Genomic DNA, 26,538 nt, shown 5'->3' on the forward strand with positions numbered 1-26,538 from the left:
CTCGCGCGTCTCGTCGCCCGGCTCACCCTCTCCGACCGCAGCCCCCTCTCACTCGACTGAGTCTCACCAAGGGATCGCCGTGCCGAACCACACCCCCATGACCGGCTGCCTGCCCGCCTTCGGCCGGCACCGCGGCTACCCACCCCGCCACGGGTGGCTCCGCAAGGTCTACCTCGCCCTGCTCCAGGATCACGCCGCCCTGCGCCGCCCCGACGCGACCGTCGTGCTCGGAGTCGGCAAGAGCATGGTCCCGGCCATGTCCTTCTGGTCCCAGGCCTTCGGACTGGCCGCCCGGCACGGCCGGGACTTGGTGCCCACCGACCGGGCCCACTGGCTCTTGGACGAGGAAGCCGGAGCAGACCCCTTCCTTGAGCTCGACACCAGCCTGTGGGTGCTTCATTGGTGGCTGGTGAGCGCCGAACGGTGCCATGTGCCCAGCTGGCGCTACCTCTTCGGGTACTCCCCGATCAGCCGGTACAGCCGCGCAGAACTGCAGGGACGCCTTGCGGTCGCCGCCGAAGCCGCCGGCCACAAGAGCCCGGCCCGATCGGTAGTCGCCGCGGACATTGCCTGCCTGGTCAGCATGTACGCGCTCCGGGACCGCGACGCAACGGGTGTCGAGGACGAACTCGCCAACCCCTTCCGCACCCTGCACCTGCTCGACCCCGAACCTCCCGCTGGTGGAGCTGCCGGCCGAAGCCACGGCGTGGCCGTCCGCCGCACCGCCGGCCGCCGCTGCCCCGACGTCGTCCAGGCGTACGCGAGCCTGGACTTCGCCGCCCGCACCGCAGGTCCCGCACCCGGCTCCATCAACCTCGCCCGTCTCGCCTCCGATCCCCTCGGGCCGGGCAGGCTTTTGCTCACCGGCAACGAAGACCTCCGCCGAGCCGTGCACAGGGTCGCCGGCCGCCATGCGGATCTGGCCGTTGTGCAGTCCGGCGACGGGCAGGAGACCCTCGCCTACTCGCGCGGGCCCGCTCTCCTCGCCGAGGAGGTCCTGGCCACCGCCTATCCCGCCCTGCAGCCTGATGCCGGCCGCACGTGGGGGTAACTCGCTGCTCGGTCCGGGTCCTGACGGCTTCCGCCTTCGCCGCCGGGATCCGAGCCGACGCCGCGATGGCACCGTGACGCCCGCGGGCACACGACGCGACTCGATGTTGTGTATTCAAATTTCACTGTGTATTCTGATCTCTGTTGGTGGTGCTCGCCCCTCGGCTTGAGCGTCCCAGCCCTCCCCTACCGACGAGATCAGGAGACACTCATGCGCATCAAGACCGGTGAGCAGCACCAGGGTTGGACCGTGGTCGACCAGGCACGGCGCGAGTGGCGCGGCTCCTTCGAGGGTGTGTGGCTCGGCGTAGACGAGTCCACGGGGCACTGGATGGTCGGCCGCCAGCACGACGGGCAGTCGATGGATGACGGCTTCGACACGACCGGCAACTGGTCCGCGTCCCGGCTCTTCCGTGAGGACAACGAGTACCTGAACATGCGCCGGGCCCTGGCGGCGTACGACGAAGAGGCCAGGAACGCGAGCGATGTCTGGAACGGAATGTGGGACCAGCGCGCCCACGAAGCCGTCGCCCGGCACCTCGCGCACCGCGTCCCGTTCCCGGCCCCGCTCCAGCTCTCGGCCGGATGGATCGGGCGGGGCCTGAGCGACTCCCACTCGCCGATGGGGGCGACGATTCCGCTCGACGGGCCGGTGGCCAAATATGAGCTGATCCGCTACCTCCAGGGTCAGACCCGGTTCGACGAGACCGTGACGGAGGCGGGATCGGTCTCCGAGCAGGAGGCGTACCAGCTGATCATCAACGCGACAGGGCCGATCCTGGTCGTGTGCCGGGGGGTGAAGTTCTACCTCAGCAAGTAGGCCGGACGGCACGTGAGGCGCGGGGCCGCGAGCACCGCGCCCGTGCCGCCAGCCACCCACCCGACGCACCGAAAGCGAGGACGCCGCCCCCGGGGCGGCGGAGAAGACATGGACCACAAGAACCTCATCGGCCACGACGGCGCCGTTCACGAGGGTCTGCTCAACAGCCACACCGGCTTTCTGATTGACGTGGTCTGCGACGCGGGCCGGTACTCGGTCGTCCACCACTACGAGCACTTGGACCCGGCGCGCGTCACCGACGCCCCGCTCTCCTGTCCGGCGTGCGTCGCCGCGAGCCCGCCCGCCGCCGGGTCCCTCCACCGCGGTCGTCTGGCCCACCGGTACGCCAAGGACGTCCTCGCCCGCGCCGACAACCGCGGATATCCGCCCGGCCTGGACGACGAGGCACTGCGCCTGGCGTTCGTGGCACTCACGGTGGAGGACCCGCCGTCCCAGCGTCTCTACGCGCTGATCAGAGAGCACTTGGCCGACATGCTGACCGACCGTGCGCTGGCCGTGCCGGAAGGGATCCCGCAGGTCCTGGTGCCCTACACGCGGTACACCGGCGGCGAGGTCCAGGCTCCGGTCGGGCCTGGGGACCGCCTCATGCGCGACGGTGTCGCCAGCGGCCACTTCCCGATCGTGCGGGTCGAAGCGGTCGAGGAATCACCGACCGGCGTCACCGTCACCGTCCGAGAGAAGGACTGGCACCCGTTCACGTGGTCCGCGCAGGAGCTCGGCCGGTGCTTCTTCAAACTCGACCGGGCGCCGCTGCCCGCAGCTGAGCGCTGACCGGCTCTCGCGACTCCACCTGACTCCGCCGTCACCGGCCGCAGGTGGGCCGGGCACCCACTGCTTTCGCTGCGGCCCCCTGCCCCGCGGGTGTGCGCTGAGACAGCCGCCCGCCCCTGGCGCAGCTCCACCACCGCGCGCCCGGCACCTTCACGCCCCGGCCCTCCACTCGCGCCTTAGCTCCGCGCCCCGGCCGCGCTCCCCCACCGTCGGCCACCCGACGCACCCGCCAGTCGTACGTCGCCCCTCCCCGCCTCGTCTCATGGAGCGCTCCGTCATGCCCTCAGTCGATTTCGACCCGCTCGTCGCCGAGGAGCAGCTACTCGCTGCGGCACGCGCTGGGATCCGCTCGATCACGCACGCCACCGGAACCTGTACAGCCCAGGACCTCTCGGAACTTCTCGCCCAGCAGCTCCGCGCCGGCCTGCTCCGCCAAGCCCTCCCCCTCCCGGGATCCTCGGGCCCCGGTGAGCTCGACGTCGAAGCCGTGGTTCAGGCGAACTACGAGCTGGAGACCACCATCCACGGCCGGGCCGCGCAGGTGCGCTTCACGCCGGGCCTTGCCCAGAGTGGTGTGGCTCACGGGGAGCACATGGACGTCCGGGCCGCCGTGTCGCTCACGTACCGGGTCAGCCTCCAGTTCGAGTGCGCCGTGGTCAGCACCGACCGCGGCCAGAGCTGGTCGCCGGCCCTCACCAGCGCCCGGCGCCCTTGGCTGACGTCTGCCAGGAACCTGTGCCCTGAAGTCGGCGAGCAGGTGACCGCCCTCATGTACACCCCCGCCCACGGCCCGGGCCTCGCACCGGTCATCGACGCGGCACGCCTCGTCGCAGCCACGCGGGCCCTGACCCGGCTCCGTGTCGCGCAGGGCGACCTTGCCTTCGCCGGCTCCCGCGCCGTCGCGGCCCGGGCCGTGTTCGAGCGGTACGGCTGCGGTCCTGGCGACGCAACCCGGCTCCACGCGCGTCTGCGGGAGCTCGCGGCCGCGCAGGACAAGGGCCTCGTCGGCTGGTGAGCCCTGCCCGCCGCGCCGCGCGGAGGTCCCGCGCGGCGGCACCGCCCCACCCGATGCCTTCACGTTCGGAGAGGTCATGCCCGTTCTCGTTCCAGCACAGCCCGCACAGGCGGCACCGCCGTTGCCGACCTTCTGGCTCGGCGTCCACCGCCCGCACTGGCTCAAGGAGAGCCGCGTGCCGATGTTCGTGTCGAACCGCCAGCTCGCCCGCGTCAAAACCCTTCCCCGCGCCGGCCACCCGTGGGCGCTCGACAGCGGCGGCTTCACGGAGATCACCAAGTTCGGCGAATGGCGCACCACCCCGCAGCAGTACGTGCAGCAGATCCGCAGGTACAGGGATGAGGTGGGCCGGCTGTCCTGGGCCAGCCAGCAAGACCTCATGTGCGAGGACGACGCGCTGCGCATGACCGGCCTGACGATCGACCAGCACCAGGACCTCACCGTCGCGAACTTCCTGACGTTGCGCGAGCTCGCCCCCGAGCTTCCGATCATCCCCGTCGTCCAGGGGTGGCTTCGTCCCCACTACGCCCGGTGCGTCGAAAAGTTCGCGGCGGCCGGCGTCGATCTGACCAAGGAGCCCCTCGTCGGCGTGGGCAGCATCTGCCGGCGGCCCAGCACCTTCACGGCGAGCTGGATCCTGGAGGACTTGCACGCCATGGGCTTGAGGTTGCACGCCTTCGGCTACAAGAAGACCGGACTCGACGTCTCGTGGCGGCACGTGGCTTCCGCCGACAGCATGGCGTGGTCGAAGGGCGGCAGGTTCGAGCGGACCTGCGGCACGCACAAGAGCGAGGCCAACTGCCTTCCCTACGCGTTGCGCTGGCGCGAAGACCTCCTGGGCCACCTGGCCGCGGTCCGGGAGGCGGCGTGAACGGGATGCCGGTCATGCCCAGCGCCGGTGAGCTGCGGGCGATGGTGGCGGGCGACCCGCGAGGCTATGCCCAGCGGTGGTCGTTCGGCGTACCCAGCTGGCGGCACGCCTCCGAAGGAGGCTTCCGCAGGGCTCGATACGAGGTCGTCCGGATCGACGAGCAGACGGCACGCCGCTACGTCACCTCACAGCACTATCTCTCCGGATGGCCCGCAGCCATCCAACGCTTCGGGATGCTGGACACCGAGGCCGAGGCCGGCCCAGACGATCAGACCGTGCACGGGCACGTCCTGGTCGGAGCCGTGGTGCTCGCCTCCCCGATGAACGAGCGAGTTTTGACCGTCCCCTTCCCCGGACTTGCTCCGTACGCGGAGAGCGCCGAATTGGCCCGACTGATCGTCAGCCCTTCCGTCCCGGCCAACGGGGAGACGTTCCTGGTGTCCCGAGCCCTGCGGCTCGCGGCGGAGAGCGGGCTGCGCGCAGCAGTCTCCTTCGCCGATCCCATGCCGCGCCGGCGGGTCACCGGCGAGGGTGTGGTGATCGGCTCCCCTGGCCATCTCGGCATCGTCTACCAGGCGCTCGGCGCCCGGTTCACGGGCCGCGGAACCGCCCGGTCCCTGTGCTTCCTGCCCGACGGGTCCGTACTCAGCGCACGGTCAAAAGCCAAGGTGACCGGGCGGGAGGCTGGCAGCGGCGGGGTCGTCCGCCGCCTCGAACTTCTTGGGGCGCGGCCGCTGCGGCCCGAGGAGGAGCCGGCTCGCTGGCTGGCCGAGATCCTGCCGGCGATCGGCGCCCGCGCCGCTCGTCACCCCGGCAACCTGCGGTATCTGCTGCCCGCCGCGCGGACCCGGGCCGAGAGGTCGAGGACGGTCTTCGGGATGCCCTCTCTTCCGTACCCGAAGTGGGCGGATGATCGTCGCCCCGCCTAAGACGTTGCGTATTACTTATTCAATGTGTACTGTGGTGGCTGTGATCGAGCGGCGGATTCGCTCTCACCGACCGCACTCTTCGACCCTCACCCAGAGGACAACCGTGGACATCCCCATCACTGCACGCCAGGCCGCCCGGATCGCCGTGGCGCGGAACGCCGGGATCAACATGAATCCCGTCCGCGAGTGCACCAACGCGGACCGCGCGGCGTGGGCCAGCGAGGCGCTGGAGGCGTACAACCAGCACGCCCCGACGACTCTGTTGCCCGTGCCCGAGCGGACCGAGCGCGTTCGGCTCGGCGTCCTTGCGGCCGAAGCCATGGCCCAGGTCGCCTTCAACCACCCAGGCGACCAAGTCGTCGACGACCAGGAGAGCGCCGACCGCGTGATCGGGGATCTGGTCGCGCAACTCTTCTGCCTGACGGACGGACGGGTCAGCTCCCGGGACCTCTACCAGGCCGCCGAGGAGCTGCGCAGCGAGGCGTTCCCCGTCCACCTCACCGCTGTGTGCGCCGTCGTCGCCGCCGGAGCGGAGCGCGAGGCGGGGATGCTCGCGGCGCTCTTGGACGCGGCCCAGTCGTTCGGGTGCGACGTCCCCGGCTTGGTCGCCAGCGCCCGCGACTACTTCGAAGACCTCAAGGCCGAGGAAGCCGATTCGGCGAGCAGCTGAGCCGACGCCGCTCCCCGAACTGACCCGCTGGGCGGAATGTCCCGCCAGCGCCCGCCGCCCCCGGAAGGGACCCCCATGGACACGATGATCCCCACCACCCGCGCTCAGCAGTACTGGTACCTCGTGACCCTCGGGCGCGACGCGCTGTTGCGCGAACTCGCTCCCCTCAAGCTCTCCGAGGCCCTTACCCGCGATCCGCTCGCCCTCGCAGGACGATGCCTGGCCGCCGACCCGATCGGGTTCCCCGAAGCACATGAGGCGGCCGAACGAGCGCTGGCCCCGCTGCGCACGGCCCGGACGTTCACCGCCACCATCACCGACGAGGACTCCACCGTGGAGCACACCGGCGTCGTGCCGGTCCTGGGCGAACGCCAGGCCGGAAACGTCACCGGCCTGTACGCCGAACTCCTCCTCTTCGAACACAGCACGCTGCTCAACAAGGCCGCCTACCGTCTGTCCCGTATGCCCGGAGACCGGACCTGGGTCGTCGACAGCGACTTCCAGCCGAGCGGCCACCCCGGAAGGTTGCAGTCCTTCGGCTCCAGCCGCCTGGGACGCAAGCGGACCCTCCTGCCGCCGCTCGTCGCCGAACTCGACCGCCTCATCGCGCAGGGGCCGGGAGACGCGACGTGACGCTGTACGGCATCCCGCCCGCCGGAATGCGCCGCGCCATGGCGCCCGAAAGCGGGCGGGACCACGCCCACGCCATAGCCGACGCCGCGCATGCCTGGTGGACGTCCAACCGCGGCGGCTCCAGCGACCGGGCCATCGCGGTGGGCACCCTGGCCGGACTGGCCCTGTCCGCCCCCTCGCGGCCGGACGGCCCCGACTACGGCCCGCTCCTGCTCCCTCTCAACGATGAGCAGCTCATCGACGCACTTCGGGCCGGCTGGAACTCCTTCTGGACGTACGACCCGGACCTGACCGAAGCGGCCCGCCCCCTCCACGACTGGCTTTCCCACCCCACCCAAACCGACATCCGCGGCCTGTCCGACTACGCCCGGGTCCTCGTCCGCGCAGGGCTGCTGGAGTACTGCTCCGACACCGCCCGCGCTGAGTCCGACGACATCCTCGGCCTGCTCATCACCCGGATGCGCAGCTACAGCGAGCGGCAGTCGACCGGCGAGTTCTTCACCCCGGCCGTCGCCGCCGACCACATGGGCGACCTCCTCTTCTCCACCGACCGCAGGCCCGGCGATCTGTTCCTCGAAGCCGCCGCCGGGACCGGCACCATGGCCCGGGCCGCCGCCGCCACGATGCGGTTCTTCGGCACCGACCCCGCCGAGTACCGCTGGTGGCTGAACGACCTCGACCCCCTCAACGCCGCATGCTGCGCCGTGAGCGCCCAGCTCTGGCGGCTCGGTCAGCACGTGACCGTCTCCTGCGGCGACGCGCTGAACGACCCCCGGCTCCTGGAGGAAGCGGTACGGGAACGCGCCGAGCGGGCGACCGCCGAGCAGCAAGCCCGGCCTGTGCTGTACCCCACCAGGACCCGCCCGCCGTTCTGGCCGTGGCAGTCCGTTCCCCCCTCCTGACCCCGGAGGGGCGGCGGCCGGCCCCCTGCGGCCTACCGCCGCCCCTCCGCCCTTCGCACGAAACGGAGCACCCCCATGGCCATCAACACGACGCCGCCGCCCGCCATCGCCACCCTGGTCCCCGATTCCGAAGGACACGGAACGGTCCTTCGGATCGTCTACGCCCACCACCTGGACGGCGAGTCCTTGGCCTTCCAGCTCTTCCACCGACTCGTCCACCGCTTGCAGGCAGGGACACCCCTCCCGGACGAGATCACTCACTCCGAGGTGATGGCCCTCCTCGGTGAACAGGGCGCCGACTGCGCCGAGGGCTGGCACTCCTCGGCGAACGAGCCCACCGAGGAAGCCTCGAACGAGGCATGGCAGTGGGTCCGGGATCAGGTCAACCGCCTGTTCCCCGGCCTGTCCTGGAAGGTCGAGCCCGACCGGCGCATGAACATGCCCGGGATCGACGCCGACCAGGTCGCGGACATCGTCATCCGGGCGCGCCCCCTGGCGTCGGACGTGACCCGCCCGGCCACCATGTTCGACCCGGCGCTCACCTACTACGCGGACGGAACGCACCTGGTCATGCGCGCCAGGGGAACCGAACGACTTGGGCACGCCTTCGGCATGGCGGACGGCACCCCCTACGCCTTCCAGGCTGTGCGGTGGGAAGACGGTGGCGCCGACCTCATCGCCCCCCACGTGCTGCACCGCGTCGAAACCCGGGATGAGGGCGACACGGTCTAGGCAATCGCAGGTCCCGGGCCTCGGAATGCCCCGCGGTCTCCTGCCCTTGGGGCTCCGCCGGCTACCGGGCATCCCGACGAGCCGGCCAGATCTGACCGAACCGGGAAGGCCCGGTCGGGGGCTTGGGCGAACCCACCCCGATTCCGTTGTTTCTTCTTATTTCCATGTGTATATTGGTTGTCGTGAGGGCGGGGCATCGCCGCCAACACAAAGCCAGTTCCGAAGGAGCCGCTTCGCGCGGCTCGCCCTGGCCGTGCACTCCCCTCGACGGCCGGGGCCTGCGAGGCCCGGACGACCCCCTGTCCGGGCCTCGCCCCCTTTCTTCCGACCACTGTCAGACCCTTACGAGAGGATCACCCTCATGACGACTCTTCCCGCCGCTCAGGCGCTGTCCGCCGCGTCCAGCCGCACCGAGTACGAGGCCACGCTCCAGCTTCTGCGTGACGCCTCACGGACGTACTACGGCGACGGCGACAGCGTCCTGGACGACGTCTCGTACGACCAGCTTCGGCGGTCCGTACAAGCCTGGGAGCAGGAGCACCCGGCCGAGGTCTCCCCGGACTCGCCTACCAGCCTCGTCGCCGACGGGGCCGCGCCCGTCGGCGACGTCGCGCACACCACCCGCCTCCTGAGCCTGGACAACGTTTTTGACGCCGAGGGCCTGGTGGCATGGGGCGTGTCGGTCGAGCGCCGGCTGACCCGCGCGCCGAAGGGCGGGTTCACCGTCGAGCCGAAGATCGACGGCGCTGCCGTGGCGGCCCGGTACCGCAGCGGCCGTCTGGTGCAGATCATCACCCGCGGGGACGGCAGTCACGGCGAGGACATCAGCCACGTCATCGGCCAGATCGACGGTCTCCCCGAGCAGCTGACCGAGCCGGTCACCATCGAGGTCCGCGGCGAGGTCGCCTTTACGCAGGCGCAGTTCGAGACGGCGAATGAGGTCCGTGCCGCGCACAACGCGCAGGTCTTCGCCAACCCCCGCAACGGCACGGCCGGCACGCTCAGGGCGAAGGACCGGCCGTACCGTCTCCGGATGACGTTCTGGGCCTACGGCGCGGTCGAGCTGGACGCGGTCGCGTACCTGCCCGCCGGGGCCACCCATGCGGAAACCCTCGCGGCCGTGGCCGCAGTTGGCATCCAGACCACCGCGGACTCCGCGGCAGGGCTCCATGTCGTCGCGGATCTCGCCGCAGCACAGGAGCGGGTGGATGCGATCGCCGCCATGCGTGCGGAGCTGCCCGTCGGGATCGACGGCGTGGTGATCAAGATGAACGACGCGGCGGAGCAGGCGGCGGCCGGGTTCGGCTCGCGCTTCCCTCATTGGGCCATCGCGGTCAAGCTCGCGGCGGTCGAGCGGCAGACCGTGCTGGAAGACGTCGTGTGGCAGGTCGGCCGCACCGGGGTCCTCGCGCCGACCGCGATCCTCACCCCGGTCGAGATCGACGGCTCCACCGTCACCCGGGCCACGCTGCACAACCCCGCTGACATCCGCCGTCGGGACCTCCACATCGGAGACACCGTGACGGTCTACAAGGCCGGCGACATCATCCCCCGCGTGCAGGGGGCCGTGGTCCAGCTGCGGCCGGCGGGGGCGCTGGAGGTACCGCTGCCCGAGGTCTGCCCTAACTGCGGCGGAAAGATCAACAAAGCGCAGGAGAGGTGGCGTTGCGCGCAGGGCAGCGCGTGCGCGCTTCCGGCGCTGATCCAGTACGCCGCTGGACGCGACATGCTCGACATCGACGGCCTCGGCCCGGCGTACGTGGCGGCCCTGGTGGCGTCCGGTGACGTCGCCGACGTCGCCGATCTGTTCACCCTGACCGCCGAGCAGCTCACGGCAGCATCCGGAAGTGCCAAGCTGGCCGCGAAGCTCGCCCAGCAGATCGAGGCCGCCAAGGTACTCCCCCTCAGCCGGGTCTTCTGCGCCTTGGGCGTCCTCGGCACCGGGCGCAGCATGTCCCGCCGCATCGCCCGGCACTTCGGCGAAATGAACGACATCCGTCAGGCCGACGCAGCCGCGATGCAGGACGTCGAGGGCATCGGTCCCGAGAAGGCCCCGGTCATCGTCGAGCAGGTCGCCGCGCTTGCACCGGTCATCGACAAGCTGGTCGCCGCGGGTGTCAACATGAAGGAGCCCTCGGTGGGAGTGGGTGAAGGGCCGCTGACGGGCAAGGTCGTCGTGGTCACCGGCAAGATGACCGGGGTGCTGGCGGCCTACACGAGGACCGAGATGAACTCCCTGATCGAGAAGGCCGGCGGGCGCGCGGGCAGCAGCGTCAACGCCAAGACGTCCATCCTGGTCGCGGCGCCGTCCGCCGGTGGCAAGCCGAGTTCGAAGGCGGTCAAGGCGGCCGAACTCGGCGTCGAGGTTCGCACGCCGGAGGACTTCGCCGAGATGGTCGCCGACTACCTGGCCTGACCGGAGGGGACCAAGTGGCGGGCGCGCAGGGTTGCGCGCCCGCCACCGGCCCTGAAGGAGCGGGCCGTCTCCTTATCCAACGTTGCGTATTCCATTTTCAGTATGTATTGTCATCTCATCGCCTGGTGCACAGCACCCGCGAATTTCCCCCAAGTCCCCTGTGTCCAGGTAGGGATGACATGAATTTCCATCTGTCCGACGTATCCGACTCCGAGTTGCTGGCGGGCGTCACTGCGGCAGCCAAGCGGGCCCCTGTCGGTGGAGCCGATCTCCTCATCCTCACTGAGCTCCAGCTGCGGCTCTACCGCGAGCTCCACGGCGCTGCGGACCATCTGCTCCGGGCGCCGGAGGGCCGCGAGACCTCCCCGGCGAAGTCCGGGCGGGTCCATGACGCCATCGACGGCATCCTCGGCGCGGATGAGGAGATGGCCGTCTTCCGCCAGATGTACGACCATCTGGCGAACGCGGCGCTGAGCGACCAGCGGGTGGCCGACGAGCTGCTGGCGCTGTCCAGTACTCAGCACGGCCCGGGCGGGGCGTTCCTCAAGCGCGTACTGCGGTTCGCGGCGGCCGACGCGTACGCCAGCACGGTCCAAAGCCTCCTCGCCGACTTCGTCAGGTCCACGGAGCCGGAGACCGTACGGGCGGCCATGGCACAGCTCGCGGGTCTGGAGTGGGCCCTCGACCCGGACGACAAGCACCACCGGCCGGTCATGGACACCACGGACGGCGTCGTGAACGACGCCGATGGCGAAGTCCGCCGGTTCCGGGCACTGGGGCTTCGCCCCGAGACGGGCACGGTCCCGGGCGGGGCCCTCACCGGCTCGGACACTGCCGCTTGGGGCACCCCCGACGAGCACCGCATCCGCATCTGGCGCCGCCGGTACGTGGATGCCCACACCCAGAGCCTCGACTTCGCCCTGATGAAGGCGAAGGCGTACCGCCGGGACGCTGAACGACTGGCGCCCTACGGCCACCCGGACGGTCTGGAAACGGCCGTCGCCTTGCAGCTGCGACAGGAAGCCGACCGAGCGCGCTCCGCCCGCCTCTTCCAGATCGGCGACTCCCTCGCCCAGATGGCACTACGCCGCGTGGTGCGGCGGGCGGACAAGGCCACGACCCCGTTCGATCCTGCCCACCTCCCCGCCTCGCGCGGGATGCTGTTCCTCGACACCCCCTGGACCTTCCCAACGGCCGACGCATCGTCGGCTACGTATGGGGCCCGTGGTCGCCCCGGACGGAAGAGGGCTGGTTCCTTCTCCGGCCCGACCGGTATCTGGAGCCGGTGGAGCCCCCGCACGATGACGTCCCCTGGACATGGGTCACTCCGCTGACGTGTGACGAGTCGCTGCTGAAGCTGCCGTTCTCGCCGTACGACACCCTGATGGCGCGCCCAGGCGAGGCCCTGGAGCCGGAGGCCCGGCTGCGCGACCCGGACAACCCCGAGCGGTACCGCAGCGGCTCGGCGCGCCAAGGCTGCCAGGAGCTGATGACGCGCCACGTGCGCGCCCTGTGGGAGCTGCTGACCCAGCACAAGCGGACCACGGTGCGGGTCCTCTCCCACCAGGTCCACCAGCTCAAGCCCAGCAAGCGCGAGGCCGAACGGCGGCGGGGCATCCACGACTCCGGCCGGGTCGAGAACTGGTGGGTCGACCCGGACGCGGGCGAGCGTTTCCAGGAGCAGCGGCCCAGCCATTCCCGCGAGGGCGGATCCGGCCACACGCTGACGGTCCGCTACTGGAGGGGCGAGCACGAGCGCCAGCAGTGCCCGAATCCCCACCGGCACGCCGCCCTGGAGACGGCCAAGGAAGGTAGCTGCCCACACTACGAGATCACCATCCCCGAGCACCCCGTGGGGCCCGCCGACGCGCCGTGGTCCGACCGGCTGCGCCGCGCCCGGGTCCGCCCCTCGGCGAAGTCCCAGCGCACCGCAGACGCGTAGTCGTCCATCTTCTGGCCGGGCAGGCCCTGCCTGCCCGGCCAGAGCACCCCGTGGCCCATGCACAGGGCCGTCCCGATCATCTTCAACCGAGGAGAGCCATGTCCGAAGAACCGCGCCCCCGTACGCACCAGCACCGCCGCTGCCAGCCGCTGCACACCGTCTACGGCCTGGTCGCGCTGCTCGCCGGCTGCGGCGTCCTCCTGGAGCAGCCCGTCATGTGGCTGTTCGTCGTGCCCCTCGCTGTCCTTGTCGTCGAAACGCGCCGGCTCGCCCGGAACCGGGCCTGCGCCGCCCTGCGCAGGCGGGACGAGCGCAAAGCCGCCCCCGCTCACGCCCGCTCGGCATGGGGTGCTGCCGCGGCCGGTCTGGACGTCGCCCTGGTAACCGGAGCCTTCGCGGTCTGCACCGTGTTGCTGCTCGGCCATGGTGACGCACTCGTCCTGCGCGGACGGGCAGCGGACTACCTGGCCCTTGGCGCAGGGGCGGCGTTCGCCGGCGCGCATGCCCTTACGCACCGCATGTCCGCCCGAGCCCCGAAGGCGCCGCAGCCCGAGGTGTGACAACTCCCCCTGTCGCACCGTTCCGGGCGATCACCCGGCACGCCCTTCCCCTCAAGTCTTGGGAGAGACCGTCATGTTGCACTTCGACCCCGCCACCACGAGCGGCTCGGCCCTCGCGTCCCTGTTCCGCGTGTGGTGCTCCCTGCGTGAGACCGGTCCCGGGCACCGGCCGGAGGCTGCGGAGCTGGCCGGCGCCGTGGAGGAGATGTTCGCCGGCCTCGGCCTGGACCCGGACGGCCCCCCTGCGCAGGTCGAGCCGCCCGGCACGGGAGAGGTGTTCACGGTCTTCGGTCTGCGGTACGACCGAGCCGACGCGCTGCTGGTCGCCGGTGTCATTCCGGGCGAGCACGCCGCTGCCGCTGTCGAACTGGACGGCGACGAGACCGACTTCACCCGGTGGATCGACACCTTCCGCGCCGAGTCCGGGGACGCGGCCGCCACGGCCGCGCGAGCACAGGTCGAGGGCGGGGACTGAGACACCCACACCCGTTGTGTTGTGTATTCGCGTTCTAATGTGTAATGTGATTGCACGTCGGGTCCGGCGTCCACCGGCGCCCCAGACCTGGACCACTCCCCTCCCTTCCTCCAGCTCAGGAGACGACTGTGCCCACCCCTGTCGTGACCCGCACCCCCGACCGCCGCGTACCCACCGAACGCGGACTTCGGACCCGCCAGAACCTGATGGAGGCGACGCTCGAACTCCTCGCCACCCGGTCCTACCGCGACATCAAGGTGCTGGACATCGCCCGGGCGGTGGGCACGTCGCCCGCGACGTTCTACCAGTACTTCCCCGACGTCGAGGGCGTCGTCCTCGAAGCGTCCCGGTTCCTGGTCGCGGAGACGAACGCGGCGCTCGACGCCTTCGAGGACGGTTCCTGGTCCTCGGACGGACTGCCCGGCGCCGCCCGGCTCGTCGACGCAGTACTCGACGGCTGGAGCGATCACCTCCCGGTCATGCGCGTGCTGACCGCCGTCGCCGCCGAGCGGGACCCCCGCTTCGTCAAGGCGTACTTCGCGGCCACCCGGCCCGTCGTCCGTGCCCTGACGGCGGCCACCACCCAGACGACCACGCCCGACGACGAGGGCAAGGAACTGGTCCACGCCCTCGTTTCCGGCCTGACCGCCGCCGCCGGACACGAGAACGCCGGAAGCGTCCAGGGGCTGACCAAGCGCCAGCGTCGCCGGGGGCTCGCCCGCCTCGTCCACGCCGCCGTGACCACGGCCGACGCCTAGAACTCACGCTCCGCCACCAGCCGCAATCCCAGGGAGCCCACCTTGATCCAGCCAGCCTCTCTCGCCCTCGGCTTCGGCCTCGGCGTCCTGATCCGCGCCCTTGCTCTGCGCATCCGGCCGCGCCGCACCCCCCTCCCCCTCTCGGTCGCATCGCCGAGCCCCGAACTCGTCACCGCCATGTCTGCGGCCGTCGCCGAGCGGTACCCGAACCTCGGAGGGTTCGACTACGCCACCGTCAGCGTCTTCGAGCGCAACGCACCGGAGAACTCGGTCTACCTCACCCCCGCGCGGCCCCCACCGGGGCGCCATACGACTGGACCCGAGCGATTCAAACAGCCCCGGTGGCAGGGCCGCCCGGCTGCTGGCCGAGATGGACCTGCCTCACGTCGGCGTCCTGGTCATCCCGCTCGGCCCGCGCTGACACGGCTCTCGCCGCCCCGGACTCGCTCCGGGGCGGCGAACGACCGGCCCCCATGACCGTAGCCACCGCAGGCCGCCCCCTCCCATCCCCCGATTCCGACCCGTCAGCGAGGAACCGTGACCATCCCGTCCCGCCAGATGTTCAAGTACGGAAACTGGGTGTTCGACATCGACCGGGCCATGCGCCTCCTGGAGGAGCACCCCCGGCCCACCGAGCAGACCTCCGTAGCCGACTGGTCGGCCGCCTACCACCTGAGCCTGCTCAGGCCGGACTACGACGGCCCCTCCTGGTGCCCGATCTTCGGCCCGGACCAGTCCCACTTCAGCGCCGAGCACGCCATGCGCACCGACCTCGAACAGCCGGTGATCATCGCCACCCTGGAGTTCGACAGCGGCCCGGCTCGCCTGCTGATCGACGGAGTGCACCGCATGTACCGGGCGATGACCGAAGGCCGCCCGACCCTCCCCGCGCACGTCCTGACCCTCGCCGAGACCGCGACGATCCGCGAGCACTGACACCGCCCACCCCACTCAGGAGCCCCCATGACCTCCATCGGCACCGCCCGTCACTTCCAGCCCCACGGCACGCCCGGCCACGTATGCCGAGACCACAACCGGGCAGTTCTGGCCCCGGCCGTCGCCGTCGAAGCCCTCCGCAAGGGCCTCGGCCCCGACCTGACCGACGCCCAGCTCGACGAATGCGCGGAGATCGCTGAGCGCAACCCGCTGTCCGACACCTCCCGCGCCGCCGTCCGTGCCGCGCTGGAGCCCGCCCTGTCCGTGCGCAACTCCCCGGCGACCGTGCACCATCGGCTGCTCAACCTCTCGCCCGGACACCCGCTGCGTGTCCGCGTCGGCGACACCGAGTACTTCCTGGTCCCCATCCCCATCACGCTGTAGCCCGCAGCCCGCACAAACTGCGGGTGGCCCGAATCAGACACCCCTCACCAACGCGTCCGGCCCCGGCCGGACGCGTTTTGGCATGATCCCCCTCGACCGAGATCCGGTACCTGACACAGGGGGAACCATGTCCGTGCGCCTGCGCCACACCCTTCCGACCGTGCTCGTGGCCGGGGCACTACTGATCTCCGGCTGCGCCGGCTCCGACAGCGATCCCAAGGCCGACGGCAAGCCGACGAACAGCGCCCCAGCGGCCCGGCCTTCGTCCTCCACGGTGCTGCCGCACGGCATCGTGAAGCCGGGAACCGCGCTGCCGGTCGGCGACGGAGCATGGATGGTGACGCTGCAGGGCTTCGAGCGGCTGCCGGCCGGAACCGTGCCCGGCGTGCCGGCCGGCTCGAGCGCGTACACGGCGCGGGTGACCGTGGCCAACCAGCGGGCGCAGGTCGCGACCGCGCCGCGGACCGCCGTCACCGCCCGGTATGGAGCTCTCGGGCGCACGGCTGCCGAAGCCGCCGGCAGCAGCACGTCCTCCTCCAAGGACGAACCGCAGCAGGTCCGCCCCAACGGGTCCGTCGACAGGGACCTGAAGCTGGTGCTTCCCGATCAGGCCCAGGGCCTGCCGGTCACCGTGACCGTGGAAGCGACCGAGGAGGGCCTGGCCGAGCCGGAGCTGCTCTTCTTCGAAGGCGCCCTTCCGGGCACCGCCGCCTCGCCGGACACCCAGGCGCCGCAGGGCGCGCCGGCCGGGCCGTCGGTCACGCCGCTTGGGCAGTGGAGCGGCCAGGTGCGCGTGGGCAAGGTGACGGTGAGCGGCGAGGGCGCCTCGCATACCGGGAGCCTGGAGCTCAGCGTGGTCAACCGATCCGCCGACCCGATGCCCGGCCTGGGCACCACCCTGCGGATCCTGACCGGCCAGGACCTGCACCTGGCCGCCACCGTCCGCCCGGTGTACGGGTACCGCGACGCTGCGATCGCCCCGTACCGCACCGCTACGCAGACCGTCTCCTTCCGTGTTCCGGAGGCGGCCGTCGGCGGCCCGGTGACGGTCGAGGCAGTCGACGCGGGCGGCTCCAAGGTCACCTTCGAGGGCACGCTCGGCTGAAGGAGCCCATAAAAGTTCGGGCGGAGTGTCACACCGGCGGTCCCCGCCACACCTGTAGCAGGTGAACGGTGCCTTCTCCGACCCGAACAGGACTCCCTTACATGGCCCCTCGCCTCCTGGCCGCCTGCCTCGTGCTCGCCGGCGCGCTCGCCGCCTCCGCCTGCGGACCCCTCACCGCCCCCGGCTCCACCGCCGATGCCGCCCCCGCTCGTGGTCCGGCCGCGGCCGGAGGCGCGCCCGTGCTGACCCAGCTGAACAAGCTGACGGTCCGGGCGCAGATCTCCCTCGACGGCTACAGCCGCGACGTCTTCGGACCGGCGTGGAGCGATGCGGGCACGGTCGAGATGTCGGGGAATTCCTGTCCGACGCGTCAGGACGTCCTGGCGCGCGACCTGGACGACGTCGTTCGGGCCGAGGACGGCTGCACCGTCCTCTCCGGCGTTCTCCACGACCGGTACACGGGCCGGACGATCGCCTTCAAGCGCGGACCTGGCACGTCCATGGCTGTGCAGATCGACCACGTGGTCCCCTTGGCCCTCGGGTGGCGCTCGGGGGCCCGGGAGCTGACCGCCGCGCAGAGGCTGAACTACGCGAACGACCCGGCGAATTTGGTTGCTGCTGACGGTCCGACGAACGCCGCGAAGGGTGCCAAGGACGCCTCGGTGTGGATGCCCCCGCGGGCCGAGGCCCACTGCTGGTACGCGACCGCTCAGGTCCGTGTGAAGACCAAGTACCGCCTGTCGGTCACGCCGGCGGAGAAGGCGGCCCTGCGCACCGCCCTGGAATCCTGCCCGGCCGAGGCGGCCCGGCGATGAGGCCGGCCGCACAGCCGCTGCCCTTCGGAGCGGACCGGGACCGGTGGACCCATGCTGTCCGGGAAGCCGCCCGGCTGCATCACGCCGTGCGCGCCGAGCTGGCCGGCCGGCTCGCGGCCCCGGCCACCGAGCGGTCCGCCATGCAGGCACTGCTGCTGATACGGGAGCGGACCCGGGGTGGGTGGCTGCGATGGGACATCTTCGGGCCGCACCCTGCGGGCGTGCTGCGCGAGGCAGGCGTCTTCGATCCCGGGCAGCACCCGGTGGGTCGCTGGGTGTGCCGGACGGTCTGGGGGCGTCGCCCGCCCCTGTACATCTGGACGCTCGGAGGGCTGGAGCTTCCTCGCCCCCTCCCGGTCGGCCGGACCGCGCTGTTCACCGTGACCGCCTTCGCCGCCCTGGGCCCCGCGACGTCCGTACTGCCGGCGGCCTCCGGTCTGCTCGTGGCCGGCGTGGCCGGCCTGGTCGCGGCTGCCGGACTGCCGGCGGCCGTCCGGAACCTCACCCGGCGCCGCGTGCGCGTGGTGGACACGGACGAGGCGTACGCCGCGGTCTTCTTCCGGCTGCTGGCCGCCGAGCAGCGCCTGCGCATGCTCGCCGAGCGCAGCGAGCGCTACGAGCTGACGCGCGCGGCGGCGGTGCTGCCGCGGCTGGTGTGGGACGCGGCCGGGCTGGTCCCGCTGGCGGCGGACGACGTGGAAGCCCGCGAACTCCTCCTCGGTTACGAGCAGTCGCTCGCGCTCCTGGTCGACCAGGCCGTCGAGGTCGAGCGGCAGGAGGAAGCGGTGGAGTCGGCGATCCGTGACAACCGCGCGCCCGCGTCGCCGGCCAGGCCGGCGCTGCCGGAAGAGCTGCTGCCCCGGGCACTGCTGGACGAGGTGCGGCTGGAGCTGGAGGAGCTGGGGCACGGACTGCGCCACGCCCGGGAGGTCCTGGGCGGCGCCGACGAAGGAACGCAGCATGCGACGAATGGAGAGCGCGATGAGTGAGCACGAGCTGGACCGGCCTGTCCTGTGGCGGGAGGCCCATCCGGACGCCTACGCCGAACTGAAGCGCACCTGGGGGGTGATCGGGCACAGCAGTGTCCTCATGGTGCTCAGCCTGAGCTTGATCGGCACGTCGCTGACACTGGGCTACCTGCATCTGCCGGGATGGCTGGCGACCGTCGCGCGCCTGGGCACCAGCGCAGCGGCAGTCGGCTGCGGCGCGGTCGGCCTGTGGCGGCTGGTCCGTGCCCTGTTCCGGTCGGCGCGGGCGGTCATCCGTACGCGCCGGCGCGGCGCCGGCAGCAAGGCGCAGGGGGCGGCCGCCGAGGACACCCAGCCCGAGGCCGCGCCGGCGGCGGCGTCCTGAACGGGAGAGGCGAGCCGTGTTCCGGTCCGAGAGCTTCACCGTCGGGTTCGCCGTCGGTGCCGTGGCCTGGTGCGTTCCGTTCGTGCGGGAGCTGGGCCGGCGCGGGGTCACCAGGGGGCTCGTTCCCGGGCGTCGCAGACGGCCTCCCACTCGGCGAAGGTGAGGCACTGCTCGGCGGTGCGCGCGTGGCGGGCCCGGTCCGCCGCCGCAAGCGAGGCGAGGATCCTGTCGCGGATGACGAAGCCGGGCGGATCGGGTTCCGGCTCGGCGGGTGGGTAGAGGTTGTGCAGGCGGGTGCGCACCGTCTCCATGGCCTCCAGGAAGGCCGTGTTGGGCGGGACGGCGTCGCCCGGTTCCTCGCGCTGTCCACACGTGGGGGCTGGCTGGTCCTGGTCGGCGAACTCGCTCCAGCGGGCCATGATCACGCTGGCTGGGGAGGCCGGCCGCCGGGGCACGCGCCAGACCGACAGGTCGGCGGCGATGTCGGCGGCGGACAGGCCGGTGGCGATCCAGGGCCGCAGAGCGAAGGCGAGGCGGCGCAGGCCCTCGCCCTGGGTCCAGGGCACCCGGGGGCGTATCCAGGCGGCGACCGAGACGGCGTGAGCGGCCTGCAGGGTGCTGGCGCGGTAGGGCTCCGGAAGCTCGTGCCTGCGACGGGAGCGCGGCCGCGCGCTGCGGGGTGCGCTGGTGTTGTTCTTCTTCCCTCCCATCTCAGCTTTAGGACGTGGGTGGTTGGTCTTACAGGAAGGGGTGTCACGGCGGTGGGAGGGGCGGGTGCGGCGGCGGGCGTCGGCGATGGCCAGCTGGCGTCCATGTTCGGTGAATCCAATGTGCCGTGCGTGGTAGCCGTGGCCGCTCACACGGTGGCCGAGGGCGTCGTCCCAGGCGCGCGGGACGACGGCGGCGTAGATGGTGGCGGTGCCGGCCCACTCGCCGCTTCCGGCGGGCCGGGTGTTGGCCCGGGTTCCGTGGAGCGCCCAGACGAGGAGGCCGAGCTCGCGCAGGACGGCGATGTGCCGCTCCAGGGTGCGGCGGCTGATGCCGAGGCGCTTGAACATGGTGTCACGGCAGTAGGCGACGTGCCCGTCGGCGTTCAGGCGCGCGGCGAGGTCACGCGCAACGCGCAGCGTGGTGTCGCCGGCCTTGGGGTGCAGGCGCTGGGTGATGGCCCAGGTGGCGGCGCGCAGGAAGTCGCCGCGCCGGGTACGCCGGGACGCGGTCGTGCCGATCTCCTGGTCCGCATGTTCACAGACCGGGTTGAATCGGTTGTTCGGGGATATTCGGTGTTGTCCGCGCGTTGGGCGCGGTGGGGCGGCGGTGGCGTGGACCGGCGCGCGGGCATGCTGCATCATGGGCAGGGCACGCCCTCCTTTCGGGCATGCGTGAGCCCCTCTTCGGTGGGGCCGGGTTCTTCGGGAACCAAGTGATCCGCCCTGGCAGGGGCGGTGTTGCCCGGTCTGCGGACCGGGTTCTTCACCAGGCGGGCTGGACACTCGCCGGGTGGTGGCAGAGATGCGGCGGGGCCGAGGTGCTGGACACACCGGGGGCCTGCTGCCGCGGGGCAGCCCACGGGGGACTGCCCGCTGTCAGATCATGCGCTCATCGGACTCCAGGGTTGCGGGCGGTCAAAGAGGTCAGTGGCCCATGCCGGCGCCGCCGTCGACGGGCACCACGGCGCCGGTGATGTAGGCGGCCTGCTCGGAGGCGAGGAAGGCCACGGTCGCGGCGATCTCCTCGGGGCGGGCGAGGCGGCCCAGAGGGATCTGGGCCTTGAGGGTCTCGAGTTGCTCGTCGCTGAGCGCCTGGCTCATGGACGTCTCGGTGAGGCCGGGGGCCACCACGTTGAAGGTGATGCCGCGGGAGCCGAGTTCGCGGGCCATGGAGCGGGCGAAGCCGACGAGTCCGGCCTTGGAGGCGGCGTAGTTGGCCTGGCCGCTCTCACCGCGCAGGGCGACGGCGGAGGAGATGAACACCACGCGGCCCTTCTTCGCGCGGAGCATTCCGCGCGAGGCGCGCTTGGTGACACGGAAGGCGCCGGTGAGGTTGGTGTCGACGACGGAGGCGAAGTCCTCCTCGCTCATGCGCATCAGGAGCTGGTCCTTGGTGATGCCGGCGTTCGCGACGAGGACCTCGACAGGGCCGTGCTGCTCCTCGACCTCCTTGAACGCGGCGTCGACCTGCTCGGTGTCGGTGATGTCGCAGCGGACGGCGAGCAGCCCCTCGGGGGGCTCGCCCGAGCGGTAGGTGATGGCCACTCGGTCGCCGGCTTCGGCGAGGTGACGGGCGATGGCAAGACCTATGCCGCGGCTGCCGCCGGTGATCAGGACTGAACGGGACACGAGGTGGTGCCTTTCTGTGGTGCTTTGTGGGGGTCTGTAGTCGGTCAACTGGCCCGGCGGGCGCCGGAACGCGTCAGCTGTCCGCTCATCGCCGCGGCCGTGTCCATCACGGCGGCCACGTACCGGGCGCGAGTGGCGGCCCGCCGCATGGGCCCGTCCTTGGCGAGCAGCGCCACGGAACCGGCGACGGCCGAGCCGTACCAGATGGGCGCGGCGATCATGGTGCGGCCGGGCAGCGGGGAAGGGCCGATGGCGTGACCTTCCTCACGGACGGGCGCGGTGTCGATCTTGTTGTCGCCGATGGAGCCGAGGCAGGCGAGGATCGCCAGGCCGGCGGCGTCGGACTCCAGAGGCGCTGATTCAAGAGATCGCAAAGTGATCTGAGGCGACGTGAGGACCTCGTCGGCGTGTGGCCCGTATGCCCGTTCCGCGCAGATCCTCATCGGAGTGCCGATCAGGTGTGGTCGGTAAACAAATACGACCTGGCCTGTTCTCGACTGTAGTGTGACGATCTCGGCCCTCACCGCAGGGGAGGGCGGGCCGGCCTGGAGGGGCTGGGCGGGTGTCGAAGAGGGGGGACCGTGCAGCGCGTCAGTCAGGGCGTAGCGAGCACGCGGCCCGCGCTGTTCGACGGCGCCCTCTCGCATCAAGGCTTGCAGATACCGGTGAGCGGTCGGCGCGGGAAGGTCCGCGGACTCGGCTACCGACGCCAGGGGATGTTCACCCGGCCCGAGACGGATCAGCGCTCTGAGCACCGCCATGGTGCGTGCCACGGCTCCGCCCGTGCGGTCCGGCGGGGTGGCAACGGGATGCAGCAACGCGAACTCCCCCTCGCGGTTGTGGAGGACCTTCGCGTCTCCCACAACGCGGATTCGATCCAGTGGTCGATTCTTCCCGGCCAAGATCCCGCTCACCAGGCTCTGAATTTTCCGGTCCGCGAATTTCAGGAGCGAGCGCTTCCGGTATATCGCGCGGCCTGCACGGGGATGGCATCACGGGGAAGGGTACAAAGTTGAATCAGAAGGAGGCGTTGCAGCAGCTGCTGCAATGGAAGCGCGGAGAGATAGACCCGGTCGAGCTCGGCTGGCCCAAGCGCACGGGACGGGGCCGGCGCTCACGCGGACTGTCCCAAGCCCAGGTCGCCCAGGCGCTGTTCGTCACGGAGAAGACCTACGCCGAGTTCGAGCGCGGGAACACACCTCAGCCGACCGCCGAGTTCCTCGACAACGTCGCCAAGGTGCTGAACATGAACGAGCGCGAACGGACCGCGCTCTACGTCTACGCGATCGGCTACGAGCCCCCGTTCCCCATGGACCCGATGGCGGGGACGAACGTCGATCCGGCGTGGCAGGTGGCCGTCAACGGCGTCTCGGGGCAGCCCTGTTACATCAATGACGTCGCCTGGAACGTGCTGGCCGCCAACGACGACTTCAAACTCATGTTCCCGCAGCCCGAGGGGAAGTCCCCGGCGCTGCCCGAACGCAACCTGATCCGGTGGATGCTCCTGCGCGAGGACGCGCGCGAGCACCACCTGGTCGACTGGGACACGCGCTGGGCGCCGCAAGTGGCGGCCCAGTTGCGCACGGCGGTCGCCGCTCACCCTGACAACGAAGACCTCCAGATGCTGGACAAGGAGGTCAACGACGACCCGGTGGCGGGGCCGATCTACCGCGACCACAGCCTGGCGTACATACATCCCGACGGCGACGCGCGGCCGATGCGGCACGCCGGCTACGTGACCCCGCGCGGCACGGAGGACCACCGGACCCGGTGCTGCGAGCGGCACGCGCCGTCCCAGCTGGGCACCGTCACCATGTGCGCCGCCCAGCCGTTCGGCAGCCCGGGCGCCCGGTTCTTCCTCCTGCCGTTCGTGCCCCACCACTGACACCGCGCCCGCGGTCGCCTCGGCGGAGAGATTTCGTCCGGGCGGCCGCGGCCCGCACAATGCATGCCCATGGCTACCACTGACCTGAAGCAGATCGCGCCCGGCGTCTTCGCCTGGCAGCCCGGCCACGACGCGACCTGGGGCCTGGCCAACTGCGGCTTCGTCGTATCCGGGGGCCAGGCCCTCGTCATCGACACGCCCTACACGCCCGCCCTGACCGACGTCTTCCTCACCGCGGCCCGTACGGCGGCGGGCCCCGGTGTCCCGCTGGACCGGGTCGCTGTCACCCACGCCAACGGTGACCACACCTGGGGTCTTCAGCAGCTTCCCGGCGCCGAGGTCTTCGCCACGCACGCCGCCCTTGAGCACCAGTGCCTGGAGCCGAAGCCGCAGCAGCTGCAGGCTCTCACCCACGACACGGACCCCGGTCAGCCCCTCGGCTGGTATTTCCGGGAGCACTTCGGCAAGTTCGACTTCGCGGGTATACAGGTTCTCCCGCCGACCGCGACGTTCACCGGACGCCACGACATCGCAGTCGGCGACATCCCCGCGGAGCTGCACGAGGTCGGCCCGGCCCACACCGTCGGCGACCTCATCGTCCATCTGCCCGAGCAGCGCGTGGTCTTCGCCGGCGACATCGTCTTCGCGGGAGACCATCCCTCCCACTGGGCCGGCCCCCTGGATCGTGTCTCCGCCGCCTGCCTGCGGATCCTGGACCTCAACCCCGAATGGATCGTCCCCGGCCACGGACCGCTGATGACCCCCGACGACCTGCGGACCTACGTCGCCTACCTCGACGACCTCTCGGACCAGGCGTACGTGATGCACGGCCAGGGCCGGACCGCCATCGAGGCGGCCCGCATCCTGATCAAGGAAGACCGCTACCCCGGCCTCGGCCTTCCCGAGCGGCTCGCGATCACCCTCAGTACGGAATACCGCCACCTCGAGCAGGACACCACCGCGCCGGACCTGCTGGAGCTGATGGACCACGCGGCACGCATCGCCTGGGACCGCTCCTCGGTCGGCCCGCTCGCGCCCTGACCTCTGCTCCAGCGGCGCACCTCGCCCATTCCGGCTGGTGAAACAGCGCAGCCCACTTCGTTCCGATCATTGAAATACGAACCGCTTGCGCAGCACAGGGGCTTGACCCCCGCTCCCCAGGGGGGGTCAACTACCGACGTCGGCGCGCCGTGCACGCACGGGGGAGCGCCCACCCAGGCACCGAGGGCCCTCCCACGCCCGTTGACGTGCGCGGTCGAGCAGCACTCTGTTGCTGGACTCGATTCCGGATGCCGCCGCCGGCCCCCCGGCGGCGGCATCCGCTCGAAGCCGCTCCGCACCAGGGAGAGTTCATGAGCCCCGCCCCCATCGTCTTGCAGATCCCCGTCGCCGTTCCCGAATTTCTCGCCCCCCGCATCAAGGACCTCCGCCACACCCTCCGCGCCGGCCGGCGCGAGGAGGCCCTGACGGCCGCTCGGACCATCAGCGAGGAACTCGCCGAGAGCCACGGCCCCCTGCACAACTACACCCTCCACGCCCTCGAACTCGTCGCCTTCTGCGCCCAGCTTGCCGAGCAGCCCGCCATGGCCACCGAGGTCTCGGTGCACACCGCCGCGGCCTGGCAGCAGGTTTTGGATGCCACCCACGGCCAGATCCGCCGGCAGGCCCGCAACGCCGCCGCGTCCTGGCTCACCGTCACCAACGCGCCCGACGCTGTCAGGACCGGGACGGGCCTCCTGGCGCTGCTGCAGTCCGTCTACGGCAAGGACCACCCCTCCACACCCTTCGTGGAACGTCGACTTAACGCCATCACCGGGGCCGACCAGGAGGCCGCCCGGAACGCCCTGCGCGCATCGGGACCGGCCCTGCTGATCAAGCCCTGAAGTCCTGGCCACAGCCTTTTCAAATGCCCGCGCCAGAGGCATATACCGGAAGTGCGGCTACCGGAAAAAACCGGGCCTGGCGGCACCTGATCTTTCTGGCCAGAATCAGGCTCGGACTGATCACGTTGTGGGAGACGCGACGTCCGTGACCGCGAGGGGGAAATCGCGTTGCGACATCTACGAACTGGACTCGTGCCACATGGGTCCGCATCACTGATACGACCGGCCGACCTCCGGTCGGGAACCGGGTGGATGACCGAGTCGACCATCCAGGCTTCGGTGCGAAGCGGCCCTCTTCACCCGCTGGCACCTCGTCACCGGTGGCTCACCGACGGCACGATGCCCCCGCCGCGGCTGGGAGCCAGGCAATGGCCCTGTGCCGTGGCCGTAGGCTCGCCGGGTCCTGGCCTGGCGTGCACCTCCAGAGCCGGCGAAGCGCGGTAGAGGACTCACCTCGCCGCGTTTTGTCCGCCCTGAGCGCGCGCCAGCGCCCGCACCCGACTCCTGAAGGGGATCTGTCGATGGCTTCGACCACTCACCACCGCACCCATGTCCTGCGACTCGCAGGTGCTGTCCTCATGTGCACCGTCGCAGCCAGCGCTCTGGCCGGCTGTGGCTCCGACACACCCAAGAAGACGGCTTCCTCGCCCTCCGCCACCGCTTCCTCGACGCCGTCCAACGATCCGGATCAGGCAGCGAAGGACAAGGTCCTCGCCGCGTACACGAACATGCGCGAGGTCCAGATCAAGATGGCCGCGGACGGAGATCTGCACACCGAGGAATTGGCCAAGTACGCCAGGGGCGATGCCGCCACCGACCTCAAGAAGTCGGTCCTGCGCAACGAGTCGATGGGCATCAAGTTCACCGGCCGTCCTGAGATGAAGCCTCAGGTCACCGCCGTCGACACCAAGGGCAAGACCGCAACGGTCACCGACTGCTTCGACGCGACCAGCTGGAAGCCCGTCTACAAGGACTCCGGCAAGGAGCTCAAGCTCGCGGAGCAGCGTCTGAAGTACCCCGTCACGTCCCAAGCCACGCTGGAGGGCGACACATGGCTCGTCACGAAGATCACAGCCGACCGCACGAAGGGCTGCTGATCCGTTCTGCCCGCGTGCTGGGCCTCGTTGCGGTCCTGACCGCCCTGATACCGGCCGGCCTCGCGTATGCGGGGGGCGCCGGCCACTGCTCCGACGTGGACGTGTGCGTCGACGTCGGAACGCCCGGTAAGCCCGGTGGGGGCGGAGGCGGCGGCACCGGCGGAGGACTTTCTCTT

General features: G+C 71.0%; 29 protein-coding genes and 1 pseudogene. 26 read left to right on the plus strand and 4 right to left on the minus strand.

The window, feature by feature from the left end:
• The first annotated feature begins 79 nt into the window (after window positions 1-79).
• The 22 genes from ACNFOC_RS25620 to ACNFOC_RS25725 all read left to right on the plus strand — a co-directional run bounded on the left by ACNFOC_RS25620 (window position 80) and on the right by ACNFOC_RS25725 (window position 19,158).
• On the plus strand, window positions 80-1,051 hold the full coding sequence (locus tag ACNFOC_RS25620) for a DUF4007 family protein (protein WP_416961436.1): 972 nt from the start codon (window positions 80-82) through the stop codon (window positions 1,049-1,051).
• 210 nt (window positions 1,052-1,261) lie between these two features.
• Window positions 1,262-1,870, plus strand: coding sequence for a hypothetical protein (locus ACNFOC_RS25625; protein ID WP_212728547.1), 609 nt, complete (start codon window positions 1,262-1,264; stop codon window positions 1,868-1,870).
• Between the two features lie 108 nt (window positions 1,871-1,978).
• Complete coding sequence (locus ACNFOC_RS25630) at window positions 1,979-2,662, plus strand: hypothetical protein (protein ID WP_212728548.1); 684 nt, start codon at window positions 1,979-1,981, stop codon at window positions 2,660-2,662.
• A 277-nt stretch (window positions 2,663-2,939) separates the two neighbouring features.
• Window positions 2,940-3,677, plus strand: a complete 738-nt coding sequence (locus tag ACNFOC_RS25635) for a hypothetical protein (protein ID WP_212728549.1) — start codon at window positions 2,940-2,942, stop codon at window positions 3,675-3,677.
• Between the two features lie 76 nt (window positions 3,678-3,753).
• Complete coding sequence (locus tag ACNFOC_RS25640) at window positions 3,754-4,548, plus strand: deazapurine DNA modification protein DpdA family protein (RefSeq protein WP_024127026.1); 795 nt, start codon at window positions 3,754-3,756, stop codon at window positions 4,546-4,548.
• A 5-nt stretch (window positions 4,549-4,553) separates the two neighbouring features.
• Window positions 4,554-5,477 (plus strand): Mom family adenine methylcarbamoylation protein, encoded by a 924-nt coding sequence (locus ACNFOC_RS25645; RefSeq protein ID WP_443067516.1) that lies wholly within the window; start codon window positions 4,554-4,556, stop codon window positions 5,475-5,477.
• A 103-nt stretch (window positions 5,478-5,580) separates the two neighbouring features.
• The gene (locus tag ACNFOC_RS25650) at window positions 5,581-6,147 is read left to right on the plus strand and encodes a hypothetical protein (protein ID WP_329449055.1); all 567 of its coding nucleotides are present in this window, start codon (window positions 5,581-5,583) and stop codon (window positions 6,145-6,147) included.
• Between the two features lie 75 nt (window positions 6,148-6,222).
• Window positions 6,223-6,780: a hypothetical protein gene (locus ACNFOC_RS25655; protein ID WP_416961437.1), complete on the plus strand. Its 558-nt coding sequence runs from the start codon at window positions 6,223-6,225 to the stop codon at window positions 6,778-6,780.
• Entirely contained in the window at window positions 6,777-7,682 is a 906-nt protein-coding gene (locus tag ACNFOC_RS25660; RefSeq protein ID WP_416961438.1) for a hypothetical protein, read from the plus strand. The genes ACNFOC_RS25655 and ACNFOC_RS25660 overlap by 4 nt, the downstream gene beginning before the upstream one ends.
• Before the next feature lie 75 nt (window positions 7,683-7,757).
• A complete protein-coding gene (locus ACNFOC_RS25665) occupies window positions 7,758-8,414 on the plus strand; it encodes a beta/alpha barrel domain-containing protein (RefSeq protein ID WP_416961439.1) in 657 nt (218 codons plus the stop codon).
• Window positions 8,415-8,775: 361 nt separating this feature from the next.
• The gene (gene ligA / locus ACNFOC_RS25670; RefSeq protein WP_416961440.1) at window positions 8,776-10,830 is read left to right on the plus strand and encodes an NAD-dependent DNA ligase LigA; all 2,055 of its coding nucleotides are present in this window, start codon (window positions 8,776-8,778) and stop codon (window positions 10,828-10,830) included.
• A gap of 179 nt (window positions 10,831-11,009) precedes the next feature.
• Window positions 11,010-12,164, plus strand: coding sequence for a hypothetical protein (locus ACNFOC_RS25675; RefSeq protein WP_416961441.1), 1,155 nt, complete (start codon window positions 11,010-11,012; stop codon window positions 12,162-12,164).
• Window positions 12,116-12,772, plus strand: a complete 657-nt coding sequence (locus tag ACNFOC_RS25680; RefSeq protein ID WP_416961442.1) for a hypothetical protein — start codon at window positions 12,116-12,118, stop codon at window positions 12,770-12,772. Before ACNFOC_RS25675 ends, ACNFOC_RS25680 begins: the two co-directional genes overlap by 49 nt.
• Before the next feature lie 98 nt (window positions 12,773-12,870).
• Window positions 12,871-13,332, plus strand: a complete 462-nt coding sequence (locus ACNFOC_RS25685) for a hypothetical protein (protein WP_416961443.1) — start codon at window positions 12,871-12,873, stop codon at window positions 13,330-13,332.
• Window positions 13,333-13,405: 73 nt separating this feature from the next.
• A complete protein-coding gene (locus ACNFOC_RS25690; RefSeq protein WP_416961444.1) occupies window positions 13,406-13,807 on the plus strand; it encodes a hypothetical protein in 402 nt (133 codons plus the stop codon).
• A 128-nt stretch (window positions 13,808-13,935) separates the two neighbouring features.
• The gene (locus ACNFOC_RS25695; RefSeq protein ID WP_331752178.1) at window positions 13,936-14,565 is read left to right on the plus strand and encodes a TetR/AcrR family transcriptional regulator; all 630 of its coding nucleotides are present in this window, start codon (window positions 13,936-13,938) and stop codon (window positions 14,563-14,565) included.
• Between the two features lie 537 nt (window positions 14,566-15,102).
• Window positions 15,103-15,501 carry a hypothetical protein gene (locus tag ACNFOC_RS25700; RefSeq protein WP_212728692.1) on the plus strand — a complete coding sequence of 133 codons (399 nt, stop codon included), beginning with the start codon at window positions 15,103-15,105 and terminating at the stop codon, window positions 15,499-15,501.
• A gap of 27 nt (window positions 15,502-15,528) precedes the next feature.
• Window positions 15,529-15,885, plus strand: coding sequence for a hypothetical protein (locus tag ACNFOC_RS25705; protein ID WP_331752183.1), 357 nt, complete (start codon window positions 15,529-15,531; stop codon window positions 15,883-15,885).
• A gap of 127 nt (window positions 15,886-16,012) precedes the next feature.
• Window positions 16,013-16,990, plus strand: coding sequence for a hypothetical protein (locus ACNFOC_RS25710; RefSeq protein ID WP_416961445.1), 978 nt, complete (start codon window positions 16,013-16,015; stop codon window positions 16,988-16,990).
• A gap of 101 nt (window positions 16,991-17,091) precedes the next feature.
• On the plus strand, window positions 17,092-17,805 hold the full coding sequence (locus ACNFOC_RS25715) for an HNH endonuclease family protein (protein WP_416961446.1): 714 nt from the start codon (window positions 17,092-17,094) through the stop codon (window positions 17,803-17,805).
• Window positions 17,802-18,794, plus strand: coding sequence for a hypothetical protein (locus ACNFOC_RS25720; RefSeq protein WP_416961447.1), 993 nt, complete (start codon window positions 17,802-17,804; stop codon window positions 18,792-18,794). Before ACNFOC_RS25715 ends, ACNFOC_RS25720 begins: the two co-directional genes overlap by 4 nt.
• On the plus strand, window positions 18,787-19,158 hold the full coding sequence (locus ACNFOC_RS25725; RefSeq protein ID WP_249938701.1) for a hypothetical protein: 372 nt from the start codon (window positions 18,787-18,789) through the stop codon (window positions 19,156-19,158). Before ACNFOC_RS25720 ends, ACNFOC_RS25725 begins: the two co-directional genes overlap by 8 nt.
• Window positions 19,159-19,265: 107 nt before the next feature.
• Here ACNFOC_RS25725 and ACNFOC_RS25730 read toward each other — a convergent pair whose 3' ends face one another.
• The 4 genes and pseudogenes from ACNFOC_RS25730 to ACNFOC_RS25745 all read right to left on the minus strand — a co-directional run.
• Entirely contained in the window at window positions 19,266-20,510 is a 1,245-nt protein-coding gene (locus ACNFOC_RS25730; protein WP_416961448.1) for a hypothetical protein, read from the minus strand.
• 282 nt (window positions 20,511-20,792) lie between these two features.
• Window positions 20,793-21,497, minus strand: coding sequence for a beta-ketoacyl-ACP reductase (locus ACNFOC_RS25735; RefSeq protein ID WP_416961449.1), 705 nt, complete (start codon window positions 21,495-21,497; stop codon window positions 20,793-20,795).
• 44 nt (window positions 21,498-21,541) lie between these two features.
• Window positions 21,542-21,871, minus strand: coding sequence for a hypothetical protein (locus ACNFOC_RS25740; protein WP_249938742.1), 330 nt, complete (start codon window positions 21,869-21,871; stop codon window positions 21,542-21,544).
• 306 nt (window positions 21,872-22,177) lie between these two features.
• A pseudogene (locus ACNFOC_RS25745) lies at window positions 22,178-22,258 on the minus strand (helix-turn-helix domain-containing protein); the annotation flags it as partial.
• A gap of 251 nt (window positions 22,259-22,509) precedes the next feature.
• On the opposite strand from ACNFOC_RS25745, the gene ACNFOC_RS25750 reads away from it, so the two are divergent.
• From ACNFOC_RS25750 to ACNFOC_RS25765, 4 genes are all read left to right on the plus strand, one after another.
• The gene (locus ACNFOC_RS25750; protein ID WP_212728697.1) at window positions 22,510-23,382 is read left to right on the plus strand and encodes an MmyB family transcriptional regulator; all 873 of its coding nucleotides are present in this window, start codon (window positions 22,510-22,512) and stop codon (window positions 23,380-23,382) included.
• A 69-nt stretch (window positions 23,383-23,451) separates the two neighbouring features.
• Window positions 23,452-24,423, plus strand: a complete 972-nt coding sequence (locus ACNFOC_RS25755; protein ID WP_416961450.1) for an MBL fold metallo-hydrolase — start codon at window positions 23,452-23,454, stop codon at window positions 24,421-24,423.
• A gap of 311 nt (window positions 24,424-24,734) precedes the next feature.
• Entirely contained in the window at window positions 24,735-25,265 is a 531-nt protein-coding gene (locus ACNFOC_RS25760; protein WP_024127093.1) for a hypothetical protein, read from the plus strand.
• A 578-nt stretch (window positions 25,266-25,843) separates the two neighbouring features.
• Complete coding sequence (locus ACNFOC_RS25765; RefSeq protein ID WP_416961451.1) at window positions 25,844-26,362, plus strand: hypothetical protein; 519 nt, start codon at window positions 25,844-25,846, stop codon at window positions 26,360-26,362.
• Window positions 26,363-26,538 lie beyond the last annotated feature (176 nt).

This window comes from Streptomyces colwelliae (assembly GCF_048158785.1).
In the GTDB taxonomy this organism is placed as follows: Bacteria; Actinomycetota; Actinomycetes; order Streptomycetales; family Streptomycetaceae; genus Streptomyces.

Excerpts from the sequence above, each read along its gene's own strand:
- ACNFOC_RS25625 (WP_212728547.1), top strand. The coding sequence starts at position 1,262 with ATGCGCATCAAGACCGGTGAGCAGCACCAGGGTTGGACCGTGGTCGAC.
- ACNFOC_RS25630 (WP_212728548.1), top strand. The coding sequence starts at position 1,979 with ATGGACCACAAGAACCTCATCGGCCACGACGGCGCCGTTCACGAGGGT.
- ACNFOC_RS25635 (WP_212728549.1), top strand. The coding sequence starts at position 2,940 with ATGCCCTCAGTCGATTTCGACCCGCTCGTCGCCGAGGAGCAGCTACTC.
- ACNFOC_RS25640 (WP_024127026.1), top strand. The coding sequence starts at position 3,754 with ATGCCCGTTCTCGTTCCAGCACAGCCCGCACAGGCGGCACCGCCGTTG.
- ACNFOC_RS25645 (WP_443067516.1), top strand. The coding sequence starts at position 4,554 with ATGCCGGTCATGCCCAGCGCCGGTGAGCTGCGGGCGATGGTGGCGGGC.
- ACNFOC_RS25655 (WP_416961437.1), top strand. The coding sequence starts at position 6,223 with ATGGACACGATGATCCCCACCACCCGCGCTCAGCAGTACTGGTACCTC.
- ACNFOC_RS25665 (WP_416961439.1), top strand. The coding sequence starts at position 7,758 with ATGGCCATCAACACGACGCCGCCGCCCGCCATCGCCACCCTGGTCCCC.
- ligA (WP_416961440.1), top strand. The coding sequence starts at position 8,776 with ATGACGACTCTTCCCGCCGCTCAGGCGCTGTCCGCCGCGTCCAGCCGC.
- ACNFOC_RS25675 (WP_416961441.1), top strand. The coding sequence starts at position 11,010 with ATGAATTTCCATCTGTCCGACGTATCCGACTCCGAGTTGCTGGCGGGC.
- ACNFOC_RS25685 (WP_416961443.1), top strand. The coding sequence starts at position 12,871 with ATGTCCGAAGAACCGCGCCCCCGTACGCACCAGCACCGCCGCTGCCAG.
- ACNFOC_RS25690 (WP_416961444.1), top strand. The coding sequence starts at position 13,406 with ATGTTGCACTTCGACCCCGCCACCACGAGCGGCTCGGCCCTCGCGTCC.
- ACNFOC_RS25705 (WP_331752183.1), top strand. The coding sequence starts at position 15,529 with ATGACCTCCATCGGCACCGCCCGTCACTTCCAGCCCCACGGCACGCCC.
- ACNFOC_RS25710 (WP_416961445.1), top strand. The coding sequence starts at position 16,013 with ATGTCCGTGCGCCTGCGCCACACCCTTCCGACCGTGCTCGTGGCCGGG.
- ACNFOC_RS25715 (WP_416961446.1), top strand. The coding sequence starts at position 17,092 with ATGGCCCCTCGCCTCCTGGCCGCCTGCCTCGTGCTCGCCGGCGCGCTC.
- ACNFOC_RS25720 (WP_416961447.1), top strand. The coding sequence starts at position 17,802 with ATGAGGCCGGCCGCACAGCCGCTGCCCTTCGGAGCGGACCGGGACCGG.
- ACNFOC_RS25725 (WP_249938701.1), top strand. The coding sequence starts at position 18,787 with ATGAGTGAGCACGAGCTGGACCGGCCTGTCCTGTGGCGGGAGGCCCAT.
- ACNFOC_RS25730 (WP_416961448.1), bottom strand. The coding sequence starts at position 20,510 with ATGATGCAGCATGCCCGCGCGCCGGTCCACGCCACCGCCGCCCCACCG.
- ACNFOC_RS25755 (WP_416961450.1), top strand. The coding sequence starts at position 23,452 with ATGGCTACCACTGACCTGAAGCAGATCGCGCCCGGCGTCTTCGCCTGG.
- ACNFOC_RS25760 (WP_024127093.1), top strand. The coding sequence starts at position 24,735 with ATGAGCCCCGCCCCCATCGTCTTGCAGATCCCCGTCGCCGTTCCCGAA.
- ACNFOC_RS25765 (WP_416961451.1), top strand. The coding sequence starts at position 25,844 with ATGTGCACCGTCGCAGCCAGCGCTCTGGCCGGCTGTGGCTCCGACACA.